This window comes from Deinococcus arboris (genome assembly GCF_009755355.1).
GTDB classification, from domain to species: domain Bacteria; phylum Deinococcota; class Deinococci; order Deinococcales; family Deinococcaceae; genus Deinococcus; species Deinococcus betulae.
The window spans coordinates 159,331-172,453 of the sequence record NZ_WQLB01000005.1 but is presented as its reverse complement, the minus strand read 5'-3'; the positions used below and the strand labels follow the sequence as shown (position 1 = coordinate 172,453).

The 13,123-nt window shown below is 64.0% G+C and carries 11 protein-coding genes; 6 read left to right on the top strand and 5 right to left on the bottom strand.

Annotation, left to right across the window (positions count from 1 at the left end):
- Positions 1–10: 10 nt before the first annotated feature.
- The 3 genes from GO986_RS05940 to GO986_RS05930 form a co-directional block, all read right to left on the bottom strand.
- Positions 11–1,036, bottom strand: coding sequence for an ATP-binding protein (locus GO986_RS05940; protein WP_369409185.1), 1,026 nt, complete (start codon positions 1,034–1,036; stop codon positions 11–13).
- 63 nt (positions 1,037–1,099) lie between these two features.
- The gene (locus GO986_RS05935; RefSeq protein ID WP_157458346.1) at positions 1,100–2,071 is read right to left on the bottom strand and encodes a vWA domain-containing protein; all 972 of its coding nucleotides are present in this window, start codon (positions 2,069–2,071) and stop codon (positions 1,100–1,102) included.
- Between the two features lie 66 nt (positions 2,072–2,137).
- A complete protein-coding gene (locus GO986_RS05930) occupies positions 2,138–2,665 on the bottom strand; it encodes a hypothetical protein (RefSeq protein WP_157458345.1) in 528 nt (175 codons plus the stop codon).
- 383 nt (positions 2,666–3,048) lie between these two features.
- Here GO986_RS05930 and GO986_RS05925 point away from each other — a divergent pair, with 383 nt between their 5' ends.
- The 3 genes from GO986_RS05925 to GO986_RS05915 all read left to right on the top strand — a co-directional run bounded on the left by GO986_RS05925 (position 3,049) and on the right by GO986_RS05915 (position 8,168).
- Positions 3,049–3,588 (top strand): hypothetical protein, encoded by a 540-nt coding sequence (locus GO986_RS05925; RefSeq protein ID WP_157458344.1) that lies wholly within the window; start codon positions 3,049–3,051, stop codon positions 3,586–3,588.
- 93 nt (positions 3,589–3,681) lie between these two features.
- Positions 3,682–6,789, top strand: a complete 3,108-nt coding sequence (locus GO986_RS05920) for a heterodisulfide reductase-related iron-sulfur binding cluster (protein ID WP_157458343.1) — start codon at positions 3,682–3,684, stop codon at positions 6,787–6,789.
- Positions 6,790–7,322: 533 nt separating this feature from the next.
- Entirely contained in the window at positions 7,323–8,168 is an 846-nt protein-coding gene (locus GO986_RS05915) for a DegV family protein (RefSeq protein WP_157458342.1), read from the top strand.
- Positions 8,169–8,248: 80 nt separating this feature from the next.
- On the opposite strand, the gene GO986_RS05910 is transcribed toward GO986_RS05915, so the two are convergent.
- Positions 8,249–9,244, bottom strand: a complete 996-nt coding sequence (locus tag GO986_RS05910; protein WP_157458341.1) for a DHH family phosphoesterase — start codon at positions 9,242–9,244, stop codon at positions 8,249–8,251.
- A gap of 79 nt (positions 9,245–9,323) precedes the next feature.
- Here GO986_RS05910 and GO986_RS05905 point away from each other — a divergent pair, with 79 nt between their 5' ends.
- The 3 genes from GO986_RS05905 to aceA all read left to right on the top strand — a co-directional run bounded on the left by GO986_RS05905 (position 9,324) and on the right by aceA (position 12,361).
- Entirely contained in the window at positions 9,324–9,989 is a 666-nt protein-coding gene (locus tag GO986_RS05905) for a hypothetical protein (RefSeq protein ID WP_157458340.1), read from the top strand.
- Between the two features lie 203 nt (positions 9,990–10,192).
- A complete protein-coding gene (locus GO986_RS05900; protein WP_157458339.1) occupies positions 10,193–10,810 on the top strand; it encodes an HAD family hydrolase in 618 nt (205 codons plus the stop codon).
- A gap of 237 nt (positions 10,811–11,047) precedes the next feature.
- Positions 11,048–12,361 carry an isocitrate lyase gene (gene aceA, locus GO986_RS05895; protein WP_157458338.1) on the top strand — a complete coding sequence of 438 codons (1,314 nt, stop codon included), beginning with the start codon at positions 11,048–11,050 and terminating at the stop codon, positions 12,359–12,361.
- A gap of 405 nt (positions 12,362–12,766) precedes the next feature.
- On the opposite strand, the gene GO986_RS05890 is transcribed toward aceA, so the two are convergent.
- Positions 12,767–12,958, bottom strand: coding sequence for a hypothetical protein (locus tag GO986_RS05890; protein ID WP_157458337.1), 192 nt, complete (start codon positions 12,956–12,958; stop codon positions 12,767–12,769).
- Positions 12,959–13,123: the final 165 nt, after the last annotated feature.

Below are 13,123 nucleotides of genomic sequence, written 5' to 3'. Positions count from 1 at the left end.
CTGTCTCCCCTCACGTTCCTTCCGTCATCGCCAGGGTACCCTGCACCAGCGCGGCCAGGCGTTCATCGCGGCCAATCAGCGCGGCCAGGTCGCCCAGTTGCCCGATGGCCTGGAATTTGCTGACCAGCGTGGCCACGTACAGTTGCAGCCATTCGGGACCGGCACTGTCGGCCAGCCAGGTAAAGGCGTGGTAGGCCTGATCGGCGTCCCCGGCGCGGGCGGCCAGGCCCACCACAGCGGCGTAGCGCACGCTGGGCTCGTCGGGCAGGCGCAGCCCGGCGCCCCGGCCCTCCAGCACGATGCCCAGGTCGGGCAGCTGCTCATACAGCCGCACGAAGGCGCTGAACTCGGCCCCGGCAGCTTCGCCAATGGCCGGCGCGGTGTCCAGCCCGGCGCGGTGCAGCCGTGACGCCATCTCCCAGGCGCGGGGGCTAGGCCACGCGGGCTGCTGGGGGTCCAGGCGGTGCAGCAGTTCGGGGCGGAAAGTCAGGAAGGCAATCACATGCTCGTGCAGCCCCCGGCCCAGCGCGTAGCCCCGCCACGAGTCAAAGTCGGGGCGCACGGTCAGGTGGAGGAAACGGTTGGCCAGCGGCGCCGGCATGTCAAAGACGCTGGCGCGGTCTTCCTTGCGGTTGCCGGCGGCCCAGACAAACCAGCCCCCCGGCAGTTCGTAGCTGCCTACCCGCCGGTCCAGAATCAGCTGCTGCGCCATGCCCTGCATGGTGGGCGGGGCCATGTTCACCTCGTCCAGAAACAGGATGCCGGCGCCCGAACGCGGCAGGAATTCAGGGGGATACCAGCGGCTGACGCCGCCCCCCTGGCCGTCGGCTTCGGGCACGGGCAGGCCGCGCAGGTCGGTGGGCGCCAGCTGAGAGAGGCGCACGTCCACAAACCCCAGGCTGTGCCGCGCGGCCACCTGCGCCACCACGCTGCTTTTGCCCACGCCGGGCGGCCCCCAGATCATGGTGGACAGCTTCAGGTCGCCAGTCACCAGGGCGCTCAGGTACGTTTGCAGTTCGGCAGCGGTCAGACTCACGCCCTCACGCTAGCGCAGGACGCCGGGCGGGGTGGGGGCAGAAGCGAGGCCAAGGCACGGCCGTTACCTCACGGTCAGGGTAAAGGGTACGTCCACCTGGGCGTCCCGGCGATCAGGCGCGCCCACCGTCACACTCAGGGTGCCGGTAACGGCGGTGCCGGCCGCCGGTTTCTGGGTGAAACTCAGCTGCACGCAGCCCTGGGCGCGAAAGGCGTTGTACATCCGGTCAAAGAAGCCTTGCAGGTCGGCGGCACTGCCTGTTTTCTGAAAGAGGCCGCCCGTGGCCGCCGTGATGTCTTCCAGCGCGCGGAAGTTCAGGGTGTTGCGGGCGTCCAGGCCAATCACAAAGACCTTCGTGCCATTCTTTTTGGCTTCATCTATTGCTTTCTGGGCCGAGTTCCGTGACGAATTGTCCTCTCCGTCGGTCAGAATCAGTGCGGTGCCCATTGGGGCCAGTTTGCTGGCATCCACGATGGCGTCGTACACCTGGGTCGAGCCGCCCTCAAAGGTGGCCTTGGTGATGGCGGCATTCAGCAGTGTTTTATCAGCCGAAAAATCCTGCCATAGCCGCGAGGCCAGCAGGCCGGTGCTGGCCGACGTGTAAGTGTCAAAAGACAGCACCGCCGCCCTGTCCTGGGCGGTCATGCGGGTCACGAAGGCCTGGGCAGCGGCGCGGCGCAGTTTGCCGGGGTCGTTGTCCACCATGCTGCCAGTGCTGTCCAGGTTGATGGCCACCGTGATGGCGTCCTGCACCTGGACCTGCCCGCAGACCGAGGCGGTGGCTGTTCCCGCGCTTAGGCTCCTGACCGTTACAGCTTTCAGTTGCCCGTTGGCCACAATGTCTTTGTCGCTCAGGGGTGTAAAGCCCACCTGATAGGTGCTGGCGTCCACCACCCGCACGCCGTTGACGGTGCCGGTCGTGGCGGCGGGGACCGTGGGCGCAGCAGGAACCGGGACCGCCGGAGTGGGCGTGCCTCTCTGGCAGGCTGCCAGGAAGAGGGTCAGAAGTGCAGCCGACACAACAGCTTTGGGCATGGAACCTCCGCAGAAAAAAAGAAGTGCCGACCTCTCCCGGTGCTGGGAGAAGCCGGCAGAGGGCTTTTACAGGGTCAGGGTGCAGGCCGAGGACACCCTGCCGCCGCCGGCCAGATGCTTGGTCGCCTCAATTTCCAATTTAGGGCTCTGGATATAGGCGCCCCAGCGGGCTTCGAAGTCCAGTTCCTTGGGTTCGTTGGCCGACATGGGGTCGCTAATCAGCCAGATGACCTGATGGGTGTTTTGCGGATCGCTGTGCCCAAAGACCCGAATGGACTGGGCGGTGGGCGCAGAGGTGTAACTCAGGGTGGGGCTGGCGTAGTCATAGCTGCCATCGGCCCGCACCGTCAGCGAGCAGTCGGCGCCGGACAGCGTTTTGCCCGCGTAGGTGCCCGCCAGGCAGGCGCTAGCCGCCGGGTCCGAGCTGTTGCTGACCGCCGGACAGGCGGCCAGCCGGGTCGTTACCGCCGAGCCTGGGTTGGGATTTGGGTTCGGTGTCGGAATGGGGTTTGGCGTTGGCGTGCCCGTGCCACCTCCGCCACAGGCGGCGAGCAGCAAGGGGAAAACGGCGGTGATCAGCAGGTGATGACGCATCTTGGGTCTCCTTAGAGGCAAAAAAAGGCAGAGAAAACCGTCGCCGCCTGAGGGCGGACGGCGACGGCGGGAAAGCGGGCTTCAGTTAACCTGGCAGATTCTGATCATGCATTTGAAACCGGGGTCGCCAGGGCCGGCGGTGCCGCAGGCACTGGCCATTGGCATCAGCAGAGTGACGCCCAGTGCCAGGCACCGAATAATGAGGGTTTTACTTCGCTCCATAACAGCCTCCTGAATCTATCTCCCGAAGTGGGGTGCAGCTTAGCGCCACCAGAATCCAAAAAACCCGGTAGAATTTTTCCATGCGGCGTGTTAACATCAATGATTCATCCGCAATAGAAGTGCTTCTGGATTTCTCTAAAACACGCCTTCTGGGTCCTTTTATGCTTGAGCCTCAGTCTATTGCCGCAGTAGCCGAGGTCACCGGGCAGTCGCAGAATGCTCTGACGTACTGGGTCAAGCGTTTTGTTAAATTGGGGCTGCTCAAAGAAGTTGGCACCAGCCGCCCAGCGCTTTATCAGGCAGTGGCGCAGACGTTCATTATTGATCCGTCGCGCGTAATGCCGCTGGACGACATGCTTGACCGCCTGAACCGGCCGGGCTGGACACGGTTGCTTCAGGGCTTTACCCAGGAATACCGCCGAATCTCACCGGACTGGTTGGTTGAACTGCGCGTCACAGAAGACGGCATGCTCAGTCGGCGTCAGTTACCCACCTGGGCGCTGGACGACGCGCAGGCCCCAGCGCCTGAACTGCCGCTGAACGAGTGGGGGGTCATTCAGCTGTCCAGGGAACAGGCCAGAGAGCTCAAGGGCCGCCTGGAGGCGCTCATCATGGAATACTTTGAGGCCGGCCCAGAGACGGAGCAGGACGAGGTGTATTTTCTTCACTTGGCCCTGACGCGCGACGCGGTGCATGGGTGACGCTAGATATAGAGTGGACGCCCGCCTTCCTCTATACTTTGACTGAGTACAAGTTTTTGCGCCTGTTCCCTTCCTCGACCAAGGAGTGCCCTCTTGCTGCCCCTCGTTCACCAGATTCTGTTTTTCGTCTTTGCTCTGCTGGCCGGCGGCCTCGGCCTGTGGGGCTTTTACCGCCTGTACCGCCGCATCACGCGCGGGGCGGCCGCGACCGAAGCCCGCTTTGACCGGCCAGTCGCCCGCTTGGTCTCGGCCCTGCGCGTCAGCCTGACCCAGGAGCGCACCTTCCGCCGCCGCACCGTTATCAGTACGCTGCACGCCTTTATCTTTTACGGTTTCGTGTACTACCTGCTGGTTAACGTGATAGACGGCCTGGAAGGGTACATTCCCTTTCACATCTACAGCAAGGACAGCCCTCTCCTGGCCGCTTACAACCTGCTGGCGGACATCCTGAGTTTTCTGGTGCTGGTCGGGGTCATTAGTCTGGTTATCCGGCGGCTGTTTCTGCCCAGCAAGCGCGATTTCCGCTTTACCGAAAAGACGCTGCTGCACCCGCTGGTGCGCCAGAACTACATCTTGCGCGACGGCCTGATCGTCTCGGCGTTTATCACCTTCCACGTGGGCAGCCGCGTACTGGGCAACGCCGCCAAGATGGTCGAGGAAGCCCGTGTGCTGGGCGGCTTTGACCCCTATCAGCCGCTCTCAGGGGCCCTGGGCCGCGCGCTGTTTAGTGGCGCCAGCGAGCAGGCCGTTGAAGGCTGGCGCATCTTCGGGTACTGGGGCGCGCTGGGCAGCGTGCTGGCCTTCCTGGCCTATTTTCCGTACACCAAGCACATCCATATCTTCATGGCACCTCTGAATTACGCCCTCAAGCGTCCAGTGGGCAGCGGCGTGTTGCCGCCCATGAAGGGCCTGGAAGAAGCGATGGAAGCCGAGGAGCCCAAGCTGGGCGTCGAAAAGCTGGAAGAGCTGGAGTGGCCGCGCCTGCTGGACGCATACGCCTGCATTCAGTGCAACCGCTGTCAGGACGTGTGCCCGGCGAACGCCACCGGCAAGGCCCTGAGCCCGGCCGCCCTGGAAATCAACAAGCGCATGGAGCTGAATGTCATCGCTTCGCACCCCAGCCCCTTCACGCTGAAACCGGCGGCCTTCGAGTCTGGGGCCAGCACCGCCCACCCGCTGCTGGAATACGCCATCAACGAGGAATCCGTCTGGGCCTGCACCACCTGCGGCGCCTGCATGCAGGTCTGCCCGGTGCAGGACGAGCAGATGCTGGACATCATTGACATTCGCCGTCATCAGGTCATGGTGGCCGGCGAGTTTCCGCCGCAGCTGCAAACCGCCTTCCGGGGCATGGAACGTGCCAGCAATCCCTGGGGCATCTCGCGCGACAAGCGGATGGAGTGGGCCGAGGGCCTGAAAGTGCCCACCATTGACGAGAATCCAGAGCCGGATGTCATCTACTGGGTGGGCTGCGCGGCCAGCTACGACCCCGGCGCGCAGAAGGTGGCCCGCTCGTTTGTGCAGCTGCTGGACAAAGCCGGCGTGAACTATGCCGTGCTGGGCAAGAAAGAGGCCTGCACCGGCGACAGCGCCCGCCGCTCGGGCAACGAATTTCTGTATCAGCAACTGGCCCAGGAAAACGTGGAAACGCTGAACACGGTGGCCCCCAAACTCATCGTGGCCACCTGCCCGCACTGCATGAACGCGATTGGCAACGAGTACAAGCAGCTGGGCGGCGACTACAAGACCGTTCACCACACCGAATATCTGGAAACCCTGGTGGCGGCGGGGCAGTTGCCGCTGGAACGACTGCCTGAACACGTCACCTACCACGACCCCTGTTATCTGGGCCGCCACAATGGCGTCTATGACGCCCCCCGGACGCTGATCACCAGGATGGCGGGCGAGGTGCTGGACCTGGAACGCAGCCGCGAGAATTCGTTCTGCTGCGGAGCCGGCGGCGCGCAGTTCTGGAAAGAGGAGGAAGAAGGCCGCGAGCGCGTGTCTGACAACCGCTTCCGCGAGCTTCAGGCGCGGCTGGACAGTGCCCAGGTTGCCAGCGACGAGTACGAGCGGACCGGGAAGGTCGTCGCCGTGGGCTGCCCCTTTTGCAAGTCCATGATGAACTCCACGCCCGAGAAACAGGGCCGCGACGACATTATCGTCAAGGACGTGGCCGAACTGCTGCTGGAAAGCGTGCAGCGCGCCGACGGCACCTTTCAGACCCCCGCCGCCGCGCCCACCGGGCCGGTGCCTGACGCGACTCCGCTGGAGCAGCCTGAAGTGGTCAGCGCCCCCAACGCCCTGACGCCCATGCACCGCACCGGCGACCAGCCCTCTGCCGGCGCTCCTGAAGCGGTGGAAGGCGAAACCGGCTCGGAGCTGTTCAATGCTCAGCCGGGCAGTCCAGTGCAGAACCGCGACACCCAGCCCGAACCCCAGGCCGCCCACCCCGAGGCCAGCGCCCGCAAGGCCTGGCAGCCCAAGACGGCGCCTGGTGCGGCGCCAGTGTCCACTGAAACGGCTCCCGCTGAGGCGGCGCCTACCCGCAAAAGCTGGAAGCCCAAAGCCAGCGGTGATGATGTGAGCCCAGCCCCGGTCGCCACAGAGGCTCCGGCAGCGGCCCCAGAGGCTGCCCCCACCAGGAAAGCCTGGGCCCCGAAGGCCAAAACTGACGATGTGAACCCCGCTCCTGTGGCAGCTGAGGCTGCGGCTCAACCGGCTGAGGCCCCAACGCCTGCCCCTACGGCCCGCAAGGCCTGGGCCCCGAAAGCGAAAGCCGCTGAAGCAGAGGCGCCCCCCGCTGCTTCGACCACTCCAGCGGCGGAGCTGATACCCTCAGCCGAGCCTCAACCTGCCCCTGCAGCTACGGGCGAGCGCAAGAAGTGGTCGCCGAAAGCGGCGGCAGCTCCTGCGGAAGTCCCCGCAGCTGAAGCGGCGCCTGTTGAGGCTGAGGTCAGCCCACCCGCCTCTGCACCGACGCCCCCCGCTGCCGCTCCGGGCGAGCGCAAAAAGTGGCAACCCAAAGCGGCGCCTGCCGCCGAGGCCGCTCCTATGAGTGAACCGGCGGCCACCGAGACCCCCATCACCGAACATGTTCATCTGAGCGAAGTCGGAGAAAATGCCCTGGAAGAAGGCCAGCAGGCCACCAGCGCGCCCGAAGTGGGCCGCAAAAAGTGGCAGCCTAAGAAGAAGGACTAAAGGCGCGTTCTCTTCACTTCGTCAGCAAGAGAGCTGAAAACAGTAGGGTCAAGTTGGACTGTCGTAGCCCAGCTTGACCCTCAGCCTCCTTCCTACTTTCAAAAGTCAGAACGACGTAGTCTGAAGACTGTGGACCGGCTCGTTTTTATCCCTGCGGACACAATATATTGCTCTACAGGCCGTCTTGGACAGAGCGGTGCTGTGGAGGACTGGTTCTGCCCCTACTGGCAAGGGCGCCGCCGGGGGCCTATCGCCTCACGCTGGGGACGATGTGTGCTGTTACAAAAGAAGGACACGCCGTCTTCAGGCCTGTTATGGGATGCGATCAAGGACAAGAAATGTCCGGAATATAAGGCCGCTGCCGATTCGGTGAGGGTCTCTCGCTACTCCTGAATAGGCTGCATGCTGCGGGCGCCAAGAAGGGGTGTGTGCCTTCTCCAGACGCTGGGCAGTAACCGATTCCTTGGACATTTTCAACTGTCATGGCTCCAGTCAGCTCCTTAACGTGTCTTCCGTCACGCTAGTATCTGCGAATGACCATTGCCATTGTCACGGATTCCACAAGTGACCTCAGCGCGCAGCTGTGCGCCGACCTCGGCCTCGTCAGTGTGCCGCTGTATGTGCTGTTTGACGGCAAGATGCACAAAGACGGCATTGAAATCACGCCGGCGGACCTCTTTGCTGGCCTGAAAGCGGGCAAGAAGACGCCTAGCACCAGCCAGCCCAGTCCCGCCGAGTTTGCCGAGGTCTACACCAAGGCCCTGGCCACCGCTGACCATGTGCTGAGCATTCATATCAGTGGGCAGATGTCGGGAACGGTGGGCAGCGCCCGCCTGGCCGCCCAGGACTTTGGGGACCGCGTGACCGTTATTGACAGCAAGTCGGTCAGCATGGGCCTGGGCATGCGGGTGCTGCGCGCCCTTGACCTTATTAACATGGGCAAGACGGTTCCCGAAATTGTCGCGGAACTGGAGCGCGTGTCGCAACACGCCGATATCCGGTTTACCGTGGATACCCTGGATTTCCTGCGGATCAATGGACGCATCGGCGGCGCGCAGGCGCTGCTGGGCAGCCTGCTGAACATCAAACCCATTCTGACGGTCAAGAATGGGCGTGTGGAATCGGCCGGGCGCGTGCGTGGGCACAAAAAAGCCATGCAGGACCTCATGGACCATGTGCGCAAGTACGCCGCGCAGCATGGCGGCGCCCGCGCGGCGTTTCTGTCCACCCCCGGTGGTGAGGGCTACTTGCAGGAGGTCCGCGCCGGATTAGCGGGCCTGCAACTGGATGATCTGGGTGACCACCCCATTGGCGCGGTCGTGGCCACCCATGCCGGGCCAGGCACGATTGGCGTTACGCTGGAGCCGTTGCACACCTGATCTGAACATAGTGAAAGGCCCGGTCAAGCTGCGTGGCTGACCGGGCTTATGTCTGTGGCGTTGCCAGGGCTCTGGCTCCCCTAGCCCACTTCGCCGGCCCGCTCCAGTTCGGCAGCAATGGCGGCGTCCAGCAGCGTGCGGGCTTCTGGATATCGGAGATTCAGGGTGGCGCCTGCCGCTGGCACGTGGCCGCCGCCGCCCAACGCGACCGCGATGTTCTGGGCACTCAGGGCGCCGCGTGATCGCAGCGACACCTTCACGCGGTCGCCGTAATCCTTGAGCATCACTGCCAGCTCGGCTCCCTCGGCGTTGCGCAGGGTGCCCACATAGTTCTCCACGTCGTCCCAAGCGGCGCCGGCGCGCTCCAGCATGGCCTCAGTGACATGCGCCTGCACCACGCGCCCGCCGTGCAGGAATTCCAGAGTGCCCAGCACCTCGCGCAGCAGCGTGTAGTAGGTGCGCGGGTTGCGCCCCAGCTGGTCACTCAGCCAGCCCAGGTCGGCCCCGGCCCGGCGCAGAGCAGCGGCGCACTCAAAGGTCTCGGGGGTTACGCTGTCAAAGCGGAAGCTGCCAGTGTCGGTCACCAGGCCCAGCATCAGCGGCGTGGCAATGGCCGGGGTTAGGGGCACGTTCATGGCGCCCAGCAGATCGGCCACCATCATGGCGGCGGCGGGAATGCCCGGCTCGACCACGCCCGCCGTGGCCTGCCGGGCATTGGTGCCGTGGTGGTCAATGTTTACAACTGGGCCGTCAAACACACTCAGATCGGCCCCGGCCACCCGCGAAGGATCATTGTTGTCCACATCCAACACGGCGGCCAGCGCGCCTGATGGCCAGCTGGTCAGCGGCTCATCCAGTTCGCCGGAGTGCGGAACAAATGCTAGGTAGCGCGGCGTGGCCATGGGGGCGTAGACCTCGCGGCCCAGCCCCCGCAGGGCCCGTGCCAGGCCCAGAACGCTGCCCAGCGCGTCACCGTCAGGGTTTTCGTGGGATAGCACCACAATGGGGCCGTCATGAGAGAGCAGGGTCTGGGCCACCTGCTGCATGAGCTGGTGATAGGTGGGCGTGCGCGTCATCCTGCCCACTATAAGGACCACAGCCCAGAAAGCGGGCCATGTGCCAAGCCTGTGACACCCGTCCCCTATGCTGTGACGTGTGCCCCGCCGCCTGAACCTGACCGCCTTGACCGACGAGGAGTTGCAAACGTTGGTCGGTGAGGCGCAGGCTGTGGCGCTGCTGCCTGACCTGAGCCGCGCGCGGCTGGTGGACCGCGCGGTGTTGGGGCCTACAGTGCCCGAACAGCTGAGCGCTGAGCGTCTGCCGGAACGCACCTGGGGCGCCAGCCCCGAGGCTTCACGCGCGCTGGCCGCTCTGCACGCCGACCTGCTGGCGGCGCCTGCCACCGCGCACGGCACCTTTTACCTGCCCACCCTGAGCGACACGCGGCACTGGCGCGCCTACACCCTGGAACCAGAGGTTGTGGCGGCGGTGCGCTGGAGCGAAACCCCCGAAACGGCTGGGGGCGGCTGGCCCTCCCTGTACCTGCTGACCTGGCTGCGCGACCGCGCCAGTGGCTTTGCCTGCGTGCTGAGTACGGGGGCGCCGCACGCCCTGTCCCCGTCATCTGGCCCCGAGGTGGATGTGCACCGCCACCCTGGTCTGGGCGCGGCCGAGCTACTGGCCTGTCACCGGCAACATGTGCTGCGCCATGGCCGTGGGCAAAAGATGGGCGCTGAAGACGACTGGCTGCGGCCCTGGCAGGCGCTGCACACCATGAACCTGAAAGCCTGGGAAGGGCGAGGGCTGCTGCTGGAAGGCTAGTTCTCCTGACACCGTGGAACGCGCCTCGAAGCTGGTGCAGTTGGAAAGGGTTCACCTCTTTCTTTGAATGCCTGATTGTCCTCTCAATGCTTGCTGCGCCAGGAAGGCGGCCGTAGGTCTGGCTCGTCAAGAGGAGAGATCAGGCGGCGCAGTCTGCACAGCACTGGGCTGACCAGCCCCTCCCGTGCGCGACAATCTGGCCCATGACCTTTCCTTCTGCCGCGCCGCGCCACGTTGCTTTCGACTGGGGCGGGGTCTTTACTGTAGGCACCTTTGACGGCCGCAGCACCCAGAACGTGGCCGAGCGCAGTGGGGTGCCAGTGGAACGTGTGCGCGAGAGTTATTTCCGGCATGTGCGGCAGCTTGAGGTTGGTGCCTGGACCCTGCCGCAGTTCTGGACCACTGTGCAGAAAGAGGCGGGGCTGACGCTGCCGTACAGCGAGTTCGAGCCGCTGTATCTGGGCAGCATTCACGACAACGCGCCCATGTACACCACGCTGGCGCAGCTGCCGGCTGGCGTGCGCGTGGGCCTGCTGAGTAACAACTACCCGGTGGTTAGTGACCATCTGCGCCGCGACCCACGGTTTGGCCGCTTCGACGCCCTGGTGTTTAGCAACGAGCTGGGCCACAAGAAGCCGGCTCCTGAAGCCTTCGCGGCCCTGGAGGATGCCATGGGTGTGCCAGCCGCGCAGGTGGCTTTCGTGGATGACGTGCAAGAGAACATTGACGCGGCGCAGGCGGCGGGCTTTCACGGCATGCTCTACCACCACGACCACCACGCTGAATTTGAGGCGGCGCTGGCCGACTGGCTGCAGGGCTAAGCAGGGAAGCGGCGGCGCCGGGGGCTGACCTCGGCGCCGCCAGCCATTTGCGTTGGGTGGTGTACTTATGGCGCTGGTGTACCCCGGTCTGTCATGGGTACACCATGCATTGTGCGCAGGTGCCCGGCGCACAATGCCCCTACAGCAAGACCCGCCCAGCAGGGCATCCCAGACGACCCTCTTCTGACCTCGCCGGCAGCGGTGAGGCGCACCTTTCACACCCTACGGAGGCCCACCATGACCACCAACCCCAAAACGCCCGCCGAGATTCTGGAGAAAACCTGGCAGACCGAGGAGCGCTGGCAAGGCATCAAGCGCAATTACGGCGCCGAGGAAGTTGTGAAACTGCGCGGCAGCCTGCCCATCGAACACACCCTGGCCCGCCACGGCGCCCAGAAGCTGTGGCGCGCCATGAAAGACGAGCCGTTTGTGAATGCCCTGGGCGCCCTGACCGGCAACCAGGCCATGCAGCAGGTCAAGGCCGGCCTCAAGGCTATTTACCTCTCGGGATGGCAGGTGGCGGGCGACGCCAACAATGCCGGGCAGATGTACCCTGACCAGAGCCTCTACCCGGCCTCCTCTGTGCCGGAAGTGGTCAAGCGCATCAACAACACCCTGCGCCGCGCCGATCAGATTCAGCACAGCGAGGGCAAAAGTGATACGGATTTCTTCGTGCCCATCGTGGCCGACGCTGAAGCTGGATTTGGCGGTCCCCTGAACGCCTTCGAGCTGATGAAGGCTATGATTGAGGCCGGTGCGGCGGGTGTTCACTTTGAAGACCAGCTGGCCAGCGAGAAGAAGTGCGGTCATCTGGGCGGGAAGGTGCTGGTGCCCACCAGTCAGTTCATTCGGACCCTGAACGCGGCGCGCCTGGCGGCCGACGTGAGCGGCGTGCCCACGGTCCTGATTGCCCGCACTGACGCCGACGCGGCCAATCTGCTGACCAGTGACGTGGATGACAACGACAAGCCCTTCTGTACCGGCGAGCGCACCCCAGAGGGCTTTTATTACGTCAAGCCCGGCATTGAGCAGGCCATCAGCCGCGCGCTGGCCTACGCCCCTTACGCCGATGTCATCTGGTGCGAGACCAGCGTGCCCAACTTGGAAGACGCCCGCCAGTTTGCCGAGGCCGTTCACGCCCAGTTTCCTGGCAAGCTGTTGGCCTACAACTGCTCGCCCAGCTTCAACTGGAAGAAGAACCTCGACGACGAGACCATCGCCAAATTCCAAGTGGAACTCGGCAAGCTGGGTTACAAGTTCCAGTTCATTACGCTGGCGGGTTTCCACTCCCTGAACATGAGCATGTTTGACCTGGCCTACGGCTACGCCCGCACCCAGATGAGCGCCTTCGTGGAATTGCAGGAGCGGGAATTTGCCGCCCAGGAGCGCGGCTTCACAGCTGTCAAGCACCAGCGTGAGGTGGGCACTGGCTACTTTGACCTGGTGGCGCAGGCGGCGGGTGGGGGCCAGAGCAGCACCACGGCCCTGGCGGGCAGCACCGAAGCCCAGCAGTTCGGCAAAGAGCGGACCCTGGCCGCTGCCCACGACTGAGAGGGCGACTCAAGCGTTTGCAAAAACGGCTTCATCCGGTCAGAAGAACAAGGGCAGAAGCGGGCTGACGGGTGTGGAGTGTGCACATCGGGCAGGCTGTGATGTGCAATCGAAATAGATGCAATCCGTAGAGGAGGAACTCCGAAACAGTTCAGGTTGGAGGGCTGCGCGGCCAAGTGGGCCAGAGTGGTGTCATCCGTCAGGAACTGGGTGAGAGGCGCGGAGGACACCGGCCTGTTGCTGGGCAGCTAAGGCAACATCAACTGCAACTCCAGCAGGGCATAAGGCTCTGCTGGAGTTCTGTGCTTGTGCTGCCCTGAGAGTGTCTGAGTCCTGGCGTGCCATTTACAGCCTCAGCACACTGGAAAGGCGATGGACTGCATGTCTCTCAGCGCGTGTTTTCTTTCAGCATTGGCACCCGTCTTGGCGGCCCAGCAGCGCTTGACGGAGTTCCGCCAGCAGGCCCAGCGTGGAGTAGGGCCCCTGAACGGCGCGGCTAAAGTCAAGGTTTTGTTGGGTTACGCGGTCACCACTGCGCCGAATGACGGTGAAGGCCTGGGCCTCAGCCATGTTGACGCCACCCGGCGAGGCCGTCACCACAATCTTTCCACTGACTGAGGCCCCCGGTTCTCAAAAGTAGGAGTGAGCAAACTTACTCACTCTGCTCACAAGACGTTCTTCAAGTCTCCTGGCCACTTGACACAACTCTTACTTGTAAATAAAAATATGACAAGGCGAAGAGACTTGCCAGAGGAGGAACTC

Excerpts from the sequence above, each read along its gene's own strand:
- GO986_RS05900 (WP_157458339.1), top strand. The coding sequence starts at position 10,193 with ATGACCTTTCCTTCTGCCGCGCCGCGCCACGTTGCTTTCGACTGGGGC.
- GO986_RS05915 (WP_157458342.1), top strand. The coding sequence starts at position 7,323 with ATGACCATTGCCATTGTCACGGATTCCACAAGTGACCTCAGCGCGCAG.
- GO986_RS05930 (WP_157458345.1), bottom strand. The coding sequence starts at position 2,665 with ATGCGTCATCACCTGCTGATCACCGCCGTTTTCCCCTTGCTGCTCGCC.
- GO986_RS05935 (WP_157458346.1), bottom strand. The coding sequence starts at position 2,071 with ATGCCCAAAGCTGTTGTGTCGGCTGCACTTCTGACCCTCTTCCTGGCA.
- GO986_RS05925 (WP_157458344.1), top strand. The coding sequence starts at position 3,049 with ATGCTTGAGCCTCAGTCTATTGCCGCAGTAGCCGAGGTCACCGGGCAG.
- aceA (WP_157458338.1), top strand. The coding sequence starts at position 11,048 with ATGACCACCAACCCCAAAACGCCCGCCGAGATTCTGGAGAAAACCTGG.
- GO986_RS05910 (WP_157458341.1), bottom strand. The coding sequence starts at position 9,244 with ATGACGCGCACGCCCACCTATCACCAGCTCATGCAGCAGGTGGCCCAG.